This is a genomic window from Candidatus Cardinium sp. cBcalN2 (assembly GCF_022810445.1).
In the GTDB taxonomy this organism is placed as follows: domain Bacteria; phylum Bacteroidota; class Bacteroidia; order Cytophagales; family Amoebophilaceae; genus Cardinium.
On sequence record NZ_JAACGD010000016.1, the window covers coordinates 1 to 17,759 of the forward strand.

General features: G+C 36.1%; 16 protein-coding genes. 12 read left to right on the forward strand and 4 right to left on the reverse strand.

What is annotated here, in order from left to right:
* Window positions 1-77: 77 nt before the first annotated feature.
* Window positions 78-671, reverse strand: a complete 594-nt coding sequence (ruvA, locus tag MUW74_RS00565; RefSeq protein ID WP_243517029.1) for a Holliday junction branch migration protein RuvA — start codon at window positions 669-671, stop codon at window positions 78-80.
* Window positions 672-716: 45 nt separating this feature from the next.
* Window positions 717-2,573, reverse strand: a complete 1,857-nt coding sequence (yidC, locus tag MUW74_RS00570; protein WP_243517030.1) for a membrane protein insertase YidC — start codon at window positions 2,571-2,573, stop codon at window positions 717-719.
* A gap of 225 nt (window positions 2,574-2,798) precedes the next feature.
* Between yidC and MUW74_RS00575 the strand changes: the two genes are divergently transcribed.
* The 3 genes from MUW74_RS00575 to MUW74_RS00585 are packed head-to-tail and all read left to right on the forward strand — an operon-like array spanning window position 2,799 to window position 5,422.
* Window positions 2,799-3,389 (forward strand): ribonuclease HII, encoded by a 591-nt coding sequence (locus MUW74_RS00575; protein ID WP_243517031.1) that lies wholly within the window; start codon window positions 2,799-2,801, stop codon window positions 3,387-3,389.
* A gap of 42 nt (window positions 3,390-3,431) precedes the next feature.
* On the forward strand, window positions 3,432-4,952 hold the full coding sequence (locus tag MUW74_RS00580; RefSeq protein ID WP_243517049.1) for a ComEC/Rec2 family competence protein: 1,521 nt from the start codon (window positions 3,432-3,434) through the stop codon (window positions 4,950-4,952).
* Window positions 4,953-4,996: 44 nt separating this feature from the next.
* Window positions 4,997-5,422: a hypothetical protein gene (locus MUW74_RS00585; RefSeq protein WP_243517050.1), complete on the forward strand. Its 426-nt coding sequence runs from the start codon at window positions 4,997-4,999 to the stop codon at window positions 5,420-5,422.
* Window positions 5,423-5,496: 74 nt separating this feature from the next.
* On the opposite strand, the gene MUW74_RS00590 is transcribed toward MUW74_RS00585, so the two are convergent.
* Both MUW74_RS00590 and MUW74_RS00595 read right to left on the reverse strand, forming a co-directional pair.
* Window positions 5,497-6,246 carry a hypothetical protein gene (locus MUW74_RS00590; RefSeq protein WP_243517053.1) on the reverse strand — a complete coding sequence of 250 codons (750 nt, stop codon included), beginning with the start codon at window positions 6,244-6,246 and terminating at the stop codon, window positions 5,497-5,499.
* Window positions 6,247-6,297: 51 nt separating this feature from the next.
* Complete coding sequence (locus tag MUW74_RS00595) at window positions 6,298-7,713, reverse strand: sodium:proton antiporter (RefSeq protein ID WP_243517056.1); 1,416 nt, start codon at window positions 7,711-7,713, stop codon at window positions 6,298-6,300.
* Between the two features lie 162 nt (window positions 7,714-7,875).
* Here MUW74_RS00595 and MUW74_RS00600 point away from each other — a divergent pair, with 162 nt between their 5' ends.
* The 9 genes from MUW74_RS00600 to glyA all read left to right on the forward strand — a co-directional run bounded on the left by MUW74_RS00600 (window position 7,876) and on the right by glyA (window position 17,661).
* Window positions 7,876-8,349, forward strand: a complete 474-nt coding sequence (locus MUW74_RS00600) for a YcxB family protein (protein ID WP_243517059.1) — start codon at window positions 7,876-7,878, stop codon at window positions 8,347-8,349.
* A 182-nt stretch (window positions 8,350-8,531) separates the two neighbouring features.
* Window positions 8,532-10,307 carry a peptidylprolyl isomerase gene (locus MUW74_RS00605; RefSeq protein WP_243517061.1) on the forward strand — a complete coding sequence of 592 codons (1,776 nt, stop codon included), beginning with the start codon at window positions 8,532-8,534 and terminating at the stop codon, window positions 10,305-10,307.
* A 132-nt stretch (window positions 10,308-10,439) separates the two neighbouring features.
* Window positions 10,440-11,453: a bifunctional oligoribonuclease/PAP phosphatase NrnA gene (locus MUW74_RS00610; RefSeq protein ID WP_243517072.1), complete on the forward strand. Its 1,014-nt coding sequence runs from the start codon at window positions 10,440-10,442 to the stop codon at window positions 11,451-11,453.
* A gap of 5 nt (window positions 11,454-11,458) precedes the next feature.
* Complete coding sequence (locus tag MUW74_RS00615) at window positions 11,459-12,613, forward strand: FKBP-type peptidyl-prolyl cis-trans isomerase (RefSeq protein ID WP_243517080.1); 1,155 nt, start codon at window positions 11,459-11,461, stop codon at window positions 12,611-12,613.
* Window positions 12,614-12,706: 93 nt separating this feature from the next.
* The gene (locus MUW74_RS00620; protein WP_243517082.1) at window positions 12,707-13,276 is read left to right on the forward strand and encodes an ankyrin repeat domain-containing protein; all 570 of its coding nucleotides are present in this window, start codon (window positions 12,707-12,709) and stop codon (window positions 13,274-13,276) included.
* Window positions 13,277-13,321: 45 nt separating this feature from the next.
* A complete protein-coding gene (gene gatC / locus MUW74_RS00625) occupies window positions 13,322-13,642 on the forward strand; it encodes an Asp-tRNA(Asn)/Glu-tRNA(Gln) amidotransferase subunit GatC (RefSeq protein WP_262915433.1) in 321 nt (106 codons plus the stop codon).
* Window positions 13,643-13,661: 19 nt separating this feature from the next.
* On the forward strand, window positions 13,662-14,705 hold the full coding sequence (locus MUW74_RS00630) for a lysylphosphatidylglycerol synthase transmembrane domain-containing protein (protein ID WP_243517088.1): 1,044 nt from the start codon (window positions 13,662-13,664) through the stop codon (window positions 14,703-14,705).
* 474 nt (window positions 14,706-15,179) lie between these two features.
* Complete coding sequence (locus MUW74_RS00635; protein WP_243517093.1) at window positions 15,180-16,313, forward strand: ankyrin repeat domain-containing protein; 1,134 nt, start codon at window positions 15,180-15,182, stop codon at window positions 16,311-16,313.
* A gap of 58 nt (window positions 16,314-16,371) precedes the next feature.
* Window positions 16,372-17,661: a serine hydroxymethyltransferase gene (gene glyA, locus MUW74_RS00640; RefSeq protein WP_243517097.1), complete on the forward strand. Its 1,290-nt coding sequence runs from the start codon at window positions 16,372-16,374 to the stop codon at window positions 17,659-17,661.
* Window positions 17,662-17,759 lie beyond the last annotated feature (98 nt).

Genomic DNA, 17,759 nt, shown 5'->3' on the forward strand with positions numbered 1-17,759 from the left:
TCAACTACTACAATTTATAGTTATAATCAATAAAAATTTTGATATATCCTTCACCCTCATAAACAGCTAGGTCACTGCTAGGCATGTGGCTGCAATGCTTTTTTAATAAGCTCCTCCAAAGTAAGCGGGGTTATGGCCTCTTCTCGTACGGTTGCAATTGCCTTTTCTGCAACTCTTTGAGTAAGCCCTAATTTCATTAAAGCCATGATAGCATCTTGATCTAGCTTGCTGTTACTAGCTTGTGGTAAAGTAGTCTCTTCCATCACATGTAACTTTTGTGCTTTATCTGCTAATTCCAGTATCAAGCGTTGCGCAGCTTTTGCACCAATACCTTTAATAGAGGTAAGCAAGCGCACATCTTTACTTAGAATAGCCTTATGTAAAGCTACTGGTGTGAGACCAGACAAAATGGTTAAAGCAATCTTTGGCCCAATACTACCAACAGAAATAAGGTGCAAAAACCATGATTTTTCTTCTAGTGTATAAAAACCATAAAGAGTAGAAGCATCACTTTTTACCTGCATAACGGTAAATAAAGTACAACTATCTAATAGTTTAATTTGATCAAAAGTATATAAAGAAATCGGTAATCCATATCCTATCCCTCCCACATCTAAAACAACATAAGTCGGTTCTTTGTGCAATAATTTTCCTATAAGTTGCGCAATCATTAGATATAATAATATAAGATCACCCTTGCTTGGTATGCTTGACAGTTATTTCTTTTTCTTATTATTGGCCTCAATGGCAGCAGTAATCCTAGATTGAAAAGAAAGCTTAGTACTTTGGCTTGAACTTTTTTGCCTAGCAATGAGTTTTTCTTTAATACTATCTGTATTAACCCAATAGCTAATAAGTTTTTGTTGCAGGAAAGTCATAACATTGGAAATGCAATAGTAAAAACTTAATCCAGCAGGAAACGTATTGAGAACAAACATAAAGGCAAAAGGCATAATATAGGAGAGTAGCTTCATAGGGCCTTCCTTTGGACTACTTTGATTACTAGATTGGGTGTATAAAATGGTTGATAGCACCATCAACAAGGTAAACAAACTTACATGATTACCATAGACTGGTATAGTAAAAGGAAGTTGCATAATGCTATCATAGGTTGACAAGTCATGTGCCCATAAAAAAGAGGCTTGTCGTAGTGCAATAGCATGAGGAAAAAAGTTAAACATAGCCAATAGAATGGGCATTTGGAGTAGGATAGGCATACAGCCACTCAATGGGTTAATGCCTAACTCTCTATAAAAGGCTACTTGTTCAAGCTGTGCTTTTTGTAAATCATTTTTATATTTCTCTTTTATCTTATCCAATTCAGGCTTTAGGATCTGCATTTTAGCCATGGAAATAAAAGATTTATAAGAGAGTGGTGCCAAGAGCAACTTAATGATGAGAACCAATAAGAAGATAATTAGCCCATAATTAGAAAAATGTTTTTCCAAAAAAGAAAAAAGTGGAATAATTAGTCCTTTATTTACCCATTTGACAATCGTCCACCCCAAAGGTAGGTTTTGCTCAAACCCTTTTGTAACTTTTTTAAGAACTTTATAATCATTGGGACCAAAGAAAAAGGTGAACGTACCATTGCACTTTGCTTGATCATCTTGTTCTGTTGATAATGCTAAAGATAGATGAGCAGATTTGGTAACACCAGGCGATTGGGCTGGCTGCATATGTAGTTTTCCCCTAGCAAACGCATCGCCAGCAATAATGGCAGAAGAAAAAAAGCGCTGCTTGATACTAACCCATTTGACAGGCACTTCTATTTTCTTTGTTTCAAGTTCTGTTGAAGATTCTTTTAACTTATCAAAAGTGTTATCCAATAAAGCATAATGAACCGTACTTCTGGAAGCATCTGCTTTATGATCCGCCTCTAAATTTTTCATATCCATATTCCACGAAAAAAAAGGATGTTGCCCTGTGTCAAGGATACCAACAGCTTGCCAGGCATAATTGATTTGATAGCTATCACCCGTAAATGCAAATGATTGCTCTACATATTGAGATGGAGTTAAGGCTAGTCGAAAAACTATTTTAACTGCTTGAGATTCCTTGAGTTTGTAGGTAGAGCTAGCTTGAGTTTGGAAATATAAAGCTTTAGTATCTATACGTAGGTTTTGATAAGGAAAACAGAACCCCATATTACTGCTCTTTTCATCCAATAAGACTAGCTCTGCCCCATGCTGATCTTTGTATTGCTTAAGTATAACTTTTTTAATGATACCCCCTTTTGTGCTAAGTATAACTTTAAGTAACGCATTTTCAACGGTTATGTATTTTTCTTTCCCTTGAAGGGCAACCGAAAATGGAGTGTCCATCATTTGCTTGGTTGTATCAACTAAAGCCAATGGCCCAGTTGTCTGGTTAGTAGCGACAACTGGTGCTACAACAGGTTTCGTTTCTAACTTAGGTTTAAAAAAATAGAAGTAAACCAAAAAACCTACTGATATCAAGCATAAGCGAACAAATTTATTTTTGTCTGGAACCATATAAAACAAATAAAGCAGGTAAAAATTTAAACCAATAGATATAGAGTTATTGGCTGACACTATAATAGTACTTACCATATAGGTAAACGTAAGTAAGCAAATATAGTTATTCTTAAGAAGAATATTATTGGAATGGTTCCAAATATTTTTTTCAAAAAAAATCAATACCACTGCTTGGTAGTATAAAAATTTTTATTTTGCAATAGATCTATTGGATAAGGGAATAGGTCTATTTAGAAATAGGTGTAATAATCAATATGAATATAGCCTTCATTTAAGTAAATTAATTAAAATAGTTTATATATGGTCCGACTACATAGATCACTAAAATCTGAATACAACGATTATCATTTATCTCATATAGCTGGTTGCGATCATGCAGGCAGCAAGGCCATATCTGGCCCTATTGTTGGGGCAGCTGTCATACTCCCGCATACGTTTTATAACGAAATATTATACAATAGTAAATCAATGACAAGCTCACCTATTCACTTATATCTCAAGATTAAACACCATGCCGTTGCATGGTCTATCGCTATAGTAGACCATGAAAAAATTAATAGCATAGGCGTTGCCCATGCATCTCAGCTTGCTATACATAACGCAATTGAATCATTAACAAAATTACCTAATCTATTATTAATTTCCGGACAGTCGTTTGATGGCTATCAAACCATTCCACACCAATGTATTCCACAAGGCGACAAAATCTATGCAGCAATTGCGGCAGCTAATTTACTGTCTAAAATCTATAGAGATCGTTACATGGAAAGATTAGACAAAGATTTTCCTGCTTATGGTTGGAAAAAAAATAAAGGCTATGCAACGGCCACACATAAGCAAATGCTTAAACAATTTGGGCCTACTTTATACCACAGAAAAAGCCTTGATTAGCTTTATCAGGTTTTAAACCTATTATGTAGTATAGTTAGTATTATGTCAAGTGTTACTACCTTACCCTTTTTCCGCCTAATACTAATTTATATAAGTGGTCTTTTATTAGTCAGCTATTACCTGGCAAACCGAGTCATTACACTTATGCTACTGGTTGGACTGATTATCGTTTATTTGGCTGTTTATATAAGGTCTGGAACCACTACCTCTGCATGGCTTAACCTAATAGGCTTGTTGGTGGTCTTTTTCATAGGCTACAGCAACCTATTATTGTCAATTGCAGAAAAAACGAGATTACCCAAATGGATTGAAGATAATCAGCATTTAGAGGGTTATAGCGTTTGCATTGAAAAAGTCTATCATCCACTTAGCTGCAAAGCTTTAATCACTCACATAAGAGATCAAACAGGTTGGCACAATAATCATACTTATATACAACTTTATTTCTCTAAACAATCTAGTTATAAGCCGAAAAAAGGAGATAGGCTATTGATTGCTGGTACACCTGTTCGAAGGTTATCATTTGACCGTGTGCAACACGCCAATTATCTTATACCACTTCCCTGCATACATCGTCATTTTTTAAAGCAAATTGATCAAGATTTTAGGTTAGTGAACGCCCAACTATTTTATCGAAGTGGAAAATGGGCAGCAAGCATAAAAAAATGGTGTAGTCAAACCTTCCAAAAACAGCTCAAAGAGCAGCAATCTATCGCACTAGTCTCCACACTACTATGGGGTGACAAAGAGGGGTTAAGCCTAGATTTACAAAAAGCCTACGCTGATACAGGTACGATTCATGTTTTAGCCATTTCTGGTTTGCATGTAGGCATGTTTTATGTTCTAATACATACTGTTTGTAGATTTATTTTTAGCAGCATATCACGTTTCATATTACCAGAGTTGTCTACATGCCTCTGGCTTTGGCTATATGCTTGGCTTTGCCATTTTAGACCACCTATACTGCGTGCAACGATTATGCTTACTATGGCTAGGTTAGGTTTTCTAATAGGGAGGGGATCAAATAGTTACAATGGATTGCTCGCCTCTGCTTTTACACTATTATTATGGAATCCATGTTTATTATTTAACTGTGGTTTTCAACTCTCCTATCTGGCTACTCTAGGTATACTTTATCTACAACCCTACATCTATCGCTTCATACCTCTTCAGAATTATTGGCTACAAAAAATATGGACGGCTACTACACTATCTATTGCTGCACAATTAAGTACATTGCCGCTTATTCTATATTATTTTAAACAGTTTCCGCTCTATTTTATCGTTGCCAATTGGTTGGTGGTGCCTGCTATTTTTTTGATTCTGACGCTTAGTCTCGGATTATTAGTCGTTAGCCATTTGCCTATAGTCAACAAGTTACTGGGTTGTACCTTAGAAAAATTGATTTTTGCGACTAACGAATGGGTGTGCTGTGTAGCAAAATGGCCTATGAGTAGGCTTTCACCTTGCTTGGTAAATGGGCATACTGTTGCTCTACTATATATTGCCCTCCTTTTGGTTTGTCTTTTTTTGAATATAAAAATCTTGTTTACCCTATTATAATCACTTTATGTACAGCCTTTTATACAGTAGACCAAATACAACGGATGATAACCGAACAAAAACAATGCCAGCTGATTTGTTATAACAACCAGTCGCTATCTTTTACGCTAAAAAATGGTATAGAGACCTTAAGCTCCGATGCCTATCCATTCACCACCAGTCTACTACACCATTATGCTGGAGGTACCATAGCCACTTGGTATAAAAAAGTTATGCTTACCATGCATACGATTCCTGTTGACTGGTATGCATGGCGTGGCACTAAACTACCTATCGACTACCTACTCATAGAAGAAAGATTGCTAGATGATCTAGCGATTATTTTTAAAGTGTTGGATATCAAAACATTGGTAATTTATACTACGCAAGTTCATTCATTGGTTTACTACCCAGCCATTCAAAAGTTAGGTATAGAAATCATTTGGCTAAAACCAGATGAACAAAAAAGCTTAACTTGGCCTAAAAGTTGACCCCATTACAAAAGTTCTAATTAACTTATCTGAACGACACCTATTTACCAATTTTGCAAGTAAATAGATAAAACTTATTCACAAATCAACTGATTTTCAAACTCTAAATTAACACGATGGTAAGCATTCCATCCTTTATAAGGTATAACCTCCTTGTAGAAAAGCTCGAGTTTTTCAAACTTATTAGCTATATCCCGAGGATAGCCAAATTGTATTTGATGACCACCTATTTGGGTTCCAAGTATGATTTTCCCATTATCTGCTACCTCTAAACTTGTAATCTGCCGTTGCCAAAAAGGATGGCTAGCAATGTATTGTAATAGTGGTAACAATCCCTTATGGTGCAGTTTACTTTTTTCAGTAATGATATTTTTACCCATTACCACCAACATGCCAAGTATTGGCAGACCCTTTAGCTCTATAATCCCGCCCTCTTCATCTATATAAATCTGTGAACCATTTGGCGCAGTTAGTCTAATCATACGGGCAATAAAAAATTTCGTTACTAAGTCTACTTTTAAGGCACCGTTCCAAGTTTTATAGACCAATACTGTCTTTATAAGAGGATGGCTTTTAAGTTCCTGTTGTATGGCATAGGTGTTAATCTTTTTTAATGGCGTCTTTTGTAATGCAATGTTATGTGTTGCTTGTAATAGATCAACAATCTCTTGAGCGGTTACAAAAGATTGTTCTTTATAATCTTGGATGGTTATTTCTATACTTTTGCATACTAAAGCCGGATGCTTTTTCTTGACAAAAAGCATAGAGAAGCATAGACCAAGCGTTAAAAACAAAGCCGTTACTTGGCTGACTATTTGACCCATTTTGTATAACTATTACTTCTAGATTAGGCTGTTTGCCAAAGCTGCATTTTGCTACAAAAAGAAAAATACCCAAATCATAAAAAGTACAGGGAGCAAAATAGGCATAGAAAAGCGAAAAATATAATGGCCAAAAGAAGGCATCGTTATACCTGCCTGCTCAGCAATAGATTTAACCATAAAGTTAGGGCCATTCCCAATATAAGTCATCGCACCAAAAAACACAGAGGCCACGGAAATAGCATTTAACCCAGTAACTGAGCCAGGGTAGACTCCTCCTGCTGCATATGCTTGCATATCGGCTACAAGTTGAATGTTAGCCCCTTGTGCTGCCATGCTAGCTGCTACAAAGTTTAGATAGGTAGGTGCATTATCCAAAATGGAGGAAAATACCCCTGTTCCCCAGTATAAGGTAGTGGGTGTAATCAACTGTTTACCTTCTTGAGATGCAGCAAATTCACCAATTAATTCAAGTGCTGGGATCATAGTACCAAAGATACCTATAAAGATTAAGCAGACTTCGTTTAAGGGCTCAAAACTAAATCTATTGGATAACAATACTTTTTTGTTTGCTGTATAATAAGCCAGTGTAGCTACTGTTAGCATAATCAACTCACGTACAAAAGAAATAGGATGACCATGGTAGTCAATAGTAGGCAACCAAGAGAAAATAGTTGGATCTAAAAAAACCGAACCAATAACCATAACCAACCAAATTACATTTTTGCCACCTGAAATAGAGATGGTTCCTTGGTAGGGCCTATCTTCTACTATTACCTTTATTACCTTATGCCTCTTGTCAAAGCAATAAAAAATAGATAGTAGTATGACAAGAGCCATCAACCATGGTTGACTATTATGGATTAGCGTCCATGCAAACGGTACTCCTTTTAGAAACCCTAGAAACAAGGGAGGATCTCCAATAGGCGTTAATGCACCCCCTATGTTACTAACTATAAAAATAAAAAAGACAATATGGTAGACTTTAATCCGACCTTTATTTAAGTCTAAATAAGGGCGTATAAAAAGCATAGAAGCACCAGTTGTACCTATTAAGTTGGCCATTAAAGCCCCTATGCATAATAAAGTTATGTTGGCTAGTGGGGTAGCACGCTTGTTTACTTTAATAGAAATGGCTCCGGTTGTAATATATAAAGCAGTGATCAAAGCGATAAACTGTATGTATTCTGCTGCTGCTTCTAGAGGTTTAACTTTGTTTTCTAAAACAATAAAATAGTATCCAATAACAAAAGTAGCTAGCAATATGGCTATCTTTGGGTAGTGTTTATGCCAAAAATTGGCAAAAAAAAGTGGGCCTGTAGCAATCATCAATAATAAAGCCATAAAAGGTATGGCCAACCAAAATGGAGGAGCCATTAGATTATTATCTGTAGCCATGCTATACTGGATAGTATGGCATAAGGTAACCATAGAGAGCCTATGGCATAATAATGATGCGGTAGCAAACATAGATTATAGATTTATTAGATAACTTATGGCAACAACTAAACGTAAGCAATATACTTAAGTTATAGGTAAAATCACTATATTAGCCAGATGTTTTAGATAATAAAAATAGTTTAGCTAAATAGGGTTTCAACGCTTTATGTTTTAATTATTTCTTAAAAATTTATGATTGTCAAAACAAAAAAATATAAAATATCAAACAGTCTTTACATTAAGTTAGGCATACAAAATATTTTGCGCATCCAATGGTGGATTTTTCCTCTTTTGGTGCTTTTTATGAGTAGTACCTTTTTTATACAAACGATCTGGTTTGTCTTGGGTGGTATAATAGCTTTTACCTTTTATCTGATCTTTTGGGTGATTCAATTTTATGGACTTACTCGGCTAGATACCAATCGTCTGATGTTTGAGCGTGTAGGTTATGAAATCAACAACCAACATTTGATGATGCAGATAAATGCCAAACAAGCCATGCCCATACCATGGATAGATATTAAAAAGGCTTTTAAGAAAAAAGGATACTTTCTGTTGGTGCTCTCTAAGGTGCAGTTTTTTTATCTTCCATTTAAAATATTTCACGGAGATAACGAGATTAAATTTTTTACAATTGTATTACAACGTAAAGGTCTATTGAAGTAACAACTATCTATTATGATAGCTTATTTTGATTCTATCTTCTTAGGCGGTAAATTCGCAGTAGGCTACTTTCAAAACGCTACTTCTGTTGCTAACTGGTAGCTCATCGAGTTCAAAAGAAGTCTAGTAGTGTTGTGTAGCATTTCTCTGGCATCAGGTTTAATTATTTAAATTAGTTTGTATAGATGGCAATTCTTGGAAATTTTAGAAAAACAGGTAGTACTTTTGTTGTTGTGGTAATCTCTTTTTTTGTAGTGATGTTTTTGGGTAGTGAATTGCCGCGACTAGTTCCTTATTTCTTTGCCAGTAAAGATCAAATTGGCACACTATCTGGGCAGAAAATTAGCTGTATAGATTACTATAAGTTATGTGATGCTATTCGTGATCGTTACCCAAAAAAAGGGGAGCAACTGACCCAAGAAGATGCATCTCGTATAAAAGATGCTGCATGGCGTCATTTAATTGACCATATGCTATATAGTAAAGAAATAGAAGCGGCTGGTATGCTGGTAGGTCCTCGGGAACTAGTTGACCTGGTCCAGGGTGAACATATTGATGCAGAACTTTTAAAGGCTTTTAAAGATCCTAAAACAGACACATTTGATAAGCAAAAATTATTGAATTATCTTAAGAGCTTAGACAAAAGTCAGCAAGCATGGTGGTGTGAGATTGAAAAACAATTCGCTTTCAAAAGAGCCAAAGAGAAATTAAACCAATTAATGGTCAAAAGTTACTTGATGACTACATCAGAAATAGCCCAAGCTGCAAAACATGCTGGCTTCTTTTGTACAGTAGATTATCTTTACATTCCCTTTACTTCTATTAAAGATGATGTGGTTCCACCACTGACCAATCAGCAATTGCGGGATTACATGGTTGCCCACAAAAACCATTATAAAGCGCCATCAGACAGCAGAACCATTCAATACATTACCTTTCCTATTCAACCAGATGAAAAAGACCATTCTGATTTTCAGAAAGAGCTCAATTCACTTGTGGTTGAATTTTCCACTACAACCGATCCCTATACCTTTGCCAAGCAGCACACAGACGGTAATCCTGCAGATACTCAATTGGTTTGTACAGCCGATACGTTACCTAATGCTTTTAGGGCTATAAAACATACGCTCAAAGTGGGTATGATTGTAGGGCCCATTGTTGATGATCAGGTTTATACTTTGTATAAGCTCATTAAACAGGGACAAGGCAATTATGAGATTGCATCCATAGAAAAAAAGCAAAAAGTCAGTGAACATACACGTAATCAGCATTTTACCCATCTGCAGCATCTTACTGGTCAATTAAAAAATGTAGCTGATTTAGAGCAATTGGCTACTAAGCAGCAGTTAACCATTCAAAAAGAGACTTTAGCGCCATCTGATAGTTCTATAGGTGTGCATGCAGCTGCCCGCAAAGTAGTCCGTTGGTTGTACCATGAGGCTAGCTTGGGTAAAGTTTCTCCAATTTTTGATGTAGGCAATGCTTATCTATTGGCTATTATGGTTGAGCAGGTTAAGGCAGGCGATTTATTACCTTTGGATTCAGTCTTGCGAGAAGTATATTCAAAAGTGCTTCATCAAAAAAAAGCCAAAATAATTTTAGATAAACTAAAACAAGTTCAAGCTACTACACTACAAGGTATAGCAGAGCAGTATGGGGAGGATATAAGGGTAGAATCGGTAGCAGGCTTGCGCTTTTTGGACAATGATCATTCATATCTTAAGCAAGCCCAAGCTTTTGTAGGAAGTTGTTTTGGGTTAAAGCTAAATGTGATCAGTCATCCAATTATTGACGAACAAGGTATTTTTATAGCGTGTGTAAAAAATAGGGATAAGCAAGAAACAGAAGAAAAACATAGTGAACAGATGAGTCAGATAGAGCGATGGATGCAACCCTACTATATTACTAAGACTATGGAAGAATTGGAGCAAATCACTGATGAAAGATATAAATTTGAATAGATTGGCTGTATAACTATAGCGCTAGTCAAGCAAGAAGTGGTTAGCGTTGCACCTATGGTTCTTTTAATAATCATCTTTTTATAGATAAAATAATGCTTCTATATCATAAATTTTTATTAGATTTTTCCTTATATGTACGATATATCTATTCTGAAAGAGCAGTTAGCTCAACCTAAGCAAGTTGCAGTTGTTATGCATGCTAGGCCTGATGCTGATGCGCTTGGGACTTCTTTGGCTTTAGCTTTATTTCTAAAAGCACAGGGGCATTCTGTACATGTAATTTCTCCGACGGAATATCCTACTTTTCTATCTTGGCTTCCCGGAGTAGATTCTTTAGTAATAGCAGCCCACTATACACAGGAAGCTTTGTTGGAACAGATCAAAGGAATAGAGTTACTATTTTGTGTTGATTTCTCTGCCGCTAGTCGTTTGGATGAATGGGCCTATATATTGCAGCAACCTAATCTATTTAAAATTGTTATTGACCATCATATAGAACCAGAAGATTTTGCAGACCATTTGTTATGGGACCCTAAAGCAGCTGCTAGCGCAGAGGTATTGTTTCAAGTTTTTGAAGCATTAGGCCAGAAAGCTCGAATTACTCTTTCGATAGCCACCTGTTTGTATGCGGGTCTTCTAACCGATACGAATTCCTTTAAAAATCCAAATACTAGGTCTATAACCCATCGAATTGCAGCGGATTTGATAGAATTTGGTGTAGATACTTTTAAAGTGCAACGGCTTATTTATGATAATAAATCACTTGACCGGTTGCTTTTTTTTAGTTTTGCAGTCAGCCAGCGTTTAGTTGTGCTATCAGAGTTACAAGTAGCCTATTTTGTTATTCAAAAAGAAGATTATAAAAGATACGATTTAAAGAGTGGTGACACAGAAGGATTAGTAGACTATGCCCTATCTTTAAAAGGAATATCGTTAGCCGCTGTGCTAAAGGAAAAAGATGATATGGTATACCTTTCCCTTCGGTCTGTTGGCGATATACCAGCCAACTTAATCGCAAAAAATTATTTTCATGGCGGAGGCCATAAAAATGCTGCAGGAGGTATTTCCTATTTACGTTTAACTGAAACAGTCGATCGATTTGAAAAAATATTAAAAGACCTTCGCCCTCAATTTAATTTTAACTAAAACATATGAAACCTAAAATAGTATACTGTTGGATATTGTTGGCATTAGCCGTGGGGCTTGCTTGGTACAATCATCAATACCATTGTTATGGCTATCCTTTCTTAACCAATCCATCCGGTCTTGCGTATAAAGCGACCGGACAAGGTAATGGAAGAAAAGTAAAAGATAATGACTGGGTCAAGCTTTCTTTTGTAACGCAAGTAATCCCCAAAGAAATAGTAGAACAAGCTGAACAAAGTAGCAGTAAAGAGGTAGAACAAGCTAAACAAAGTAGCGGTAAAGAGGTAGAACAAGCTGAACAAAGTAGCAGTAAAGAGGTAGAACAAGCTAAACAAAGTAGCGGTAAAGAGATAAAAAAAGTGAAAAAAAATATCCCTAAAAAAAGGATACTAATAGATCAATCCAAACCTTTTTTCTTTCAATTTGATGAATCTTTCCAATCAAGCTATAAGTGTATAGCTGAAATGATTCATATGATGCAAGAGAAGCAACAAATGGTTTTTAAATGCACGCTTGGCTACTATTTCGAAGGAGAAAGCCCAGAAAATTTGCAGCGGATTTTAAAGACCACCAGTTTAAACAAAGAAGATGAACTCCTAACCTCTATGAAACTAGATAAAATTATGACCGATGCAGAATACAAGCAAATGTTAGAAACACGTCGTGCTACACAACTAGCTAAAGATAAAGAACTTATTACAAGCTATTTAGCTAAGCATCATATGGAAGCCTCTTCAACTGAATCTGGTCTTTTTTATATTATTGATCAACCTTCCGATGGTACGCCTGTGGTTAAAAATAAGACGGTTAAAGTCCATTATACGGGTAGATTATTAGATGGTTCTATTTTTGATACCAGTTTGGAGGAAGTAGCCAAGGCCAATAATCGCTATAATCCCCAAAGATCCTACAGTCCACTTGCATTTCCGGTAGGTGTTGGCTTAGTTATTCCAGGATGGGATGAAGGCTTGTTATTGCTTAAGAAAGGTGAAAAAGCACGTTTTTTTATACCCTCTGCTTTAGCTTATGGTGAGCGTGGTGCACCACCGCTTATTCCTAAAAATGCCATTCTATTATTTGAGGTTGAAGTTCTAGATGTTTGTGAGGCGACTGCATCGCAACCTAATGACTCCCAATCTAGTAAATCAAAATCTAAATAGATTGAAATCTAATTAAGTGCTTGCCATAACGTCATAGACATACTCATTGTCTTATTGTTAGTAATAGCTATATTAATTTTGTTGCGCTGTTATATGCAATACCTAGCTTTATCTATTCTAATCTTTTGTTCCTTGCAAGCAAGGAGTTGTGGATGTGCTCAAGTAGCACCAGAAGAGACCGATTTGATCCTAGCTGTGCAAAAAGGTAATATTCAAAGCGTTAGGACATGTTTGGCTGAAGGTGCGGATCCGAATAAGCCAGATAAATATGGTACTCCAGTTTTATATTTGGCTGCTGCTTATGATACAACAGGTCATATAGTTAAGCTCCTGCTTGATAAAGGGGCAGCTATAGATACCGTAGATAAGAATGGCTGGACACCCTTCGATTGGGCAGACTATCGCGGAAATAAATCTGCTATGAAGCATTTGATTAACAAAGCAATAGATCTTAATTATACAAAGATTCGCTGCCAGAATGGCAAAAACTTGTTGAATTGTGCAGCTGCTTTATCAGGTGAGGAAAGTAAAGAAATAGTTCGTCGCTTATTATTAGTATTAGATCCAAATGTACAAGATAGTAGCGGTTGCATACCATTAGACTATGTAGTTGCTAACAGCAAGGATCTTCTCGTTCAATTATTGTTGCACAGTCAGAACTAGTAGATTGCTTGTATAGGATTAGTAATTTTTTTATGTATTGGTTACATGATCATTGATAACGAACTTTTAAATAAATTGGCATACCTTTGTCGGCTTGAGTTACCCCCACATGAACGAGATACGATGCTCCATGACTTAAATGCCATGGTAGAGTGGGTAGAGCAATTAGATGAACTTAACGTTGACAATAGTATTGCCTTAGAAGAAGCTTCTATATTAGAACCTGCTAGTTTACGTTCAGATGTTGTTTTGAATTTACTTTCCCATAAGCAGGCGCTAGCGCTAGCACCTAGCAGTGATTCAAACTACTTTAGGGTCCCCTCCGTGAAAGGGATATCAACTACAGAATTACCTGAACCTAGCTAAATTTAATCATTAAATTGATATGGATAGTCAAGAAGCACTTAAAACTTTAAATGTTAAAAAAGTATGGGTTCCTATATTATGTGGACTGGCCATTACAGGATTTTTATTTTATAGATCTGGTAAAATTTCCCGTGAAATCGTTGTCTTATTAAGTGGACCTAATTGGAGCTATTTGTGCCTGGCCTTGCTTAGTATTCTACTAAGAGAGCTCGGCCATATCTATAGGTTACGCATCTTAAGCAACAATAGCTTGAGTTGGAGGAGTTGTTCGTATGTTGCGCTGCTCTGGGAGTTTGGGACGGCTGTAACCCCATCTGTAGTAGGAGGAGGGCTAGTGGCTATTTTTCTCCTATCTAAAGAAGGATTATCTATGGGCAGATCGATTGCCTATATTGTTGTAACAGGCATTATGGATAATCTTTTCTTTCTTTTGGCTTGTTCACTTGGTTTGGGGGGTGCCTATGAGCCAATTTTTGCTATGGCAGGCTCATTAAGTAGTAGCATAAAAGGCTTTTTTTTCATTGTTTATGCTTTTTTCTTTGTTTATAACTTGGTTATGGCAATTGGTGTTTTTATTAATCCCAATTTATTAAAGTGGATTTTAATTTACGTGACCAGCATTGGTTTCCTAAAGCGATGGCGTCGGTCCGCTTATCAGCTTAGTAAGGATATAATGATTACCTCACATGAGTTTAGGGGTAGAACACTTTTTTTTTGGTCTAAAATATTCCTTTGTACCTTTTTGACCTGGATGGTGCGCTATATTTTGATCAATTGTTTTATAGCCGCTTATTGTCCGGTTTCTTTTAGTGAGCATCTAGCCATTTTGGGGAAACAAGTGGTTATGTGGGCACTGATGTTGATTCCTGTTTCTCCTGGCGGAAGTGGCATTGCAGAATTCTGGTTTCAGAACTTTTTTGAACCTATGTTAGGTGATTATACCTTATTGATAGCACTCTTATGGCGCATGGCTACTTTTTACCTTTACTTGATATTAGGGGCTTTTTTATTACCTAAATGGATTCAAAATAGCTTTAAAACTAAAGAATCCTTATCTGCTTAAGAAATTGGTCAAAAATGAATTTTTAAAAGCTATTTCTATCTTACTTAACGTCATTTGGCCATTAGATAGATCTAATCCGTTTATCCCATTATGAACAAGTTTTCGCCTGTTTCTTGGGCTTCAAACAAAACTGTTTTTTAGTTCATGTGAGGAGTGATCACTGGTCGAAATTATTGTACGAGAGGCGTTTTACCTAGAACTGCCATAGCCTATCCATACGAAAAAATAGGAAGCAGGTTTAATAAAAGTTTGTCTTAAATGAATCAGTCCACTATAGTTAGTGGTTTATGTTTCTCAAAACGTCCATTTTGTAATGAATGTTATATTTCATATACTTGCAATAATACTTATAAAAAACTGTTTGTAGAACATAAAAAAAGCTTTTTTCTCTTTGTTATTTCATTCTTATTTTCAGTAATAAAGGTTTTGTGTTACTTTTATTAGCTCTGTATCCATCTAGTTATTTAATCGTCAATGCATATACAATCATTTTTCTCTTTTTACTTTTCTAAAAAAAATCTAAAAATCTCTATTTTTTTCGGGTTGTTATTCATAACCAATACCTATATCCATGCTAGATCAAACCTCAATATAGGGTCTGTCAATGACCAATCAGCTGCTGTGGATAAACAGCTTATATGGGCTATTCAAGACAACAATTTACAAAAAGTTATCGCTTTAGTACGTGATCAAAAAAATATTAATAATCAGGATTTTTTAGGATATAGTCCATTACATTATGCTGCTAAATATGCTAAGAAAAGTATTGTAGCGTGTCTAATTGAAGCTAAAGCTTTATTAAATCAAGTAAGTGTTAGAAACGGGAATACTCCTTTATTACTTGCGATTCGAAGGGGGCATAAAAATATTGTATCACTTTTGTTAGCATCTGGTGCGAATCCAAATATTGTAAATCATAAAGGATATCATACATTGCACTTGTCTATTCAACAAAATAGAAAAGACCTTGTGCAATTATTATTGGAAGCAGGTGCTACTTGTAGCACCATGCCTAGCCCTTTATTAATGGCCATTAAACAGCGTAGTCTGCCAATCGTTCAACGCTTGTTACAACATAATCAAGTTGTTGAAACGCAAGATAAAAAAGGATACACGGAGTTGCATTGGGCTGCTAAACAAAACTTATTGGCTATCTTTCAAACATTATTACAATCTGGCCGATTTAATATTAATGCAAAAGCAGCTAATGGTGTTACGCCCTTGCATTTTATAGTTGCCAACAAAAAAAGCAAATTGCTCAAAACTATATTACATGTTCCTTCACTTACAGTAAATGTACAAGATAGTACAGGTAGCACACCATTGCATTATGCAGTAGTGGCTAATCAGCTAAAAGCCGTGAGTGCTTTATTGCGTTATCCTTGTATTGATGTTAATCAGCAAAATAACAGAGGTCAAACCGCTTTGCATTATGCTGTTCAATACCAACATGTAGATATTGTGAAAAAATTATTGTTATACGTTGGTAAGGGTGCAAGGATAAAAAATAAAGAAGGAGTTACACCATTAGAACTGGCCATGCGTCAACAAAATGGTAAAATTTATCAATTAATATTAGCGCATGTAAGCCTTTTAGGGGTTGATTAACCATTATGGTCAATGCAGCAAGCTTGGCTTAATCGAATAGCTCTATTCTAGATTTGTCATGATCCAACAAGATTCAATTATTTTTTCACTTATAGCAAAAGAAAAGAGACGTCAAGAAGAGGGGGTAGAATTGATTGCTTCTGAAAATTTTATTTCTGCTCAAATAGCTGCTGCAACAGGTAGCATTTTGACCAATAAGTATGCAGAAGGCCTGCCGGGCAAACGCTATTATGGTGGTTGTCACATTGTAGATCAAATAGAATCCTTAGCTATTGAACGAGCCAAAGCATTATTTAAAGTTGAGTGGGTTAATGTACAACCCCATTCTGGTTCACAAGCTAATGCTGCATTGATGATGGCGGTTTTAAAGCCTGGTGATAAGATTCTGGGTTTTAATCTAGCCCATGGTGGCCATTTAACCCACGGGTCTCCTGTAAATTTTTCTGGCAAGTTATATCAATCTTTTTTTTATGGCATAGACCCGGAAACAGAACGCATTCAATGGGAAGAAGTTGCCCAAAAAGCAAGGTTGATCAAACCAGTTATGATTATTTGTGGTGCTTCTGCCTATAGCCGCGACTGGGACTATGTGCGACTACGAGAAATTGCAGATGAAGTAGGTGCATTTTTATGGGCAGATATTGCTCATCCTGCAGGCCTAATTAGCCAGGGATTACTCAATAATCCTTTTCCTTATTGTCATTTTGTAACTACTACTACCCATAAAACATTACGCGGACCTCGAGGAGGTATGTTACTGATGGGCAAAGATTTTGAAAATCCTTTTGGTAAAACCAATGCCAAGGGGATCCTTCAACCTATGTCTACTTTATTGGATGTAGCTGTTTTCCCTGGAACACAAGGTGGTCCTTTGGTACATAGTATCTCGGCCAAAGCTATTGCATGTTATGAGGCTATGACGACGCATTACAAAGCTTATGCCATACAAGTGCAAAACAATGCAAAAGTTATGGCAGAGACATTGATGGATAAGGGATATAAAATTATATCTAATGGAACAGATAATCACTTATTATTGCTGGATTTATCTAATAAGAAGCTGACCGGTCAACAAGCTGAGGCAGCTTTACAAAAGGCAGATATTACTACTAATAAAAATTTAATTCCTTTTGATCCTATGACGCCACGCGTTACGTCAGGCATCCGCTTAGGAACAGCTGCTGTAACCACTAGAGGGTTGGTAAACGCTGATATGGTATTGATCGTAGAATGGATCGATCGTGTGCTTAAAAATATTGAAAATGAATATAAAATTAAAAAAGTAAAACAAGAAGTTAATCAATATATGCGCCATTTTCCTTTAAGTATGGTTGACCATATCAACTAGTCAAATAAACTATTTACGTTTCCGTTCACCACTATGGCTTACGCTAGGAAAAAAACGCGCCCTTTGAAAAAAGTGCGATCAGAAAGCGGAGTTTACAG

Coding starts and splice junctions, on each gene's coding strand:
- MUW74_RS00600 (WP_243517059.1), top strand. CDS start 7,876: ATGATTGTCAAAACAAAAAAATATAAAATATCAAACAGTCTTTACATT.
- MUW74_RS00620 (WP_243517082.1), top strand. CDS start 12,707: ATGCAATACCTAGCTTTATCTATTCTAATCTTTTGTTCCTTGCAAGCA.
- gatC (WP_262915433.1), top strand. CDS start 13,322: ATGATCATTGATAACGAACTTTTAAATAAATTGGCATACCTTTGTCGG.
- MUW74_RS00635 (WP_243517093.1), top strand. CDS start 15,180: ATGCATATACAATCATTTTTCTCTTTTTACTTTTCTAAAAAAAATCTA.
- yidC (WP_243517030.1), bottom strand. CDS start 2,573: ATGGTAAGTACTATTATAGTGTCAGCCAATAACTCTATATCTATTGGT.
- glyA (WP_243517097.1), top strand. CDS start 16,372: ATGATCCAACAAGATTCAATTATTTTTTCACTTATAGCAAAAGAAAAG.
- MUW74_RS00605 (WP_243517061.1), top strand. CDS start 8,532: ATGGCAATTCTTGGAAATTTTAGAAAAACAGGTAGTACTTTTGTTGTT.
- MUW74_RS00630 (WP_243517088.1), top strand. CDS start 13,662: ATGGATAGTCAAGAAGCACTTAAAACTTTAAATGTTAAAAAAGTATGG.
- MUW74_RS00575 (WP_243517031.1), top strand. CDS start 2,799: ATGGTCCGACTACATAGATCACTAAAATCTGAATACAACGATTATCAT.
- ruvA (WP_243517029.1), bottom strand. CDS start 671: ATGATTGCGCAACTTATAGGAAAATTATTGCACAAAGAACCGACTTAT.
- MUW74_RS00590 (WP_243517053.1), bottom strand. CDS start 6,246: ATGGGTCAAATAGTCAGCCAAGTAACGGCTTTGTTTTTAACGCTTGGT.
- MUW74_RS00580 (WP_243517049.1), top strand. CDS start 3,432: ATGTCAAGTGTTACTACCTTACCCTTTTTCCGCCTAATACTAATTTAT.
- MUW74_RS00585 (WP_243517050.1), top strand. CDS start 4,997: ATGATAACCGAACAAAAACAATGCCAGCTGATTTGTTATAACAACCAG.
- MUW74_RS00595 (WP_243517056.1), bottom strand. CDS start 7,713: ATGTTTGCTACCGCATCATTATTATGCCATAGGCTCTCTATGGTTACC.
- MUW74_RS00615 (WP_243517080.1), top strand. CDS start 11,459: ATGAAACCTAAAATAGTATACTGTTGGATATTGTTGGCATTAGCCGTG.
- MUW74_RS00610 (WP_243517072.1), top strand. CDS start 10,440: ATGTACGATATATCTATTCTGAAAGAGCAGTTAGCTCAACCTAAGCAA.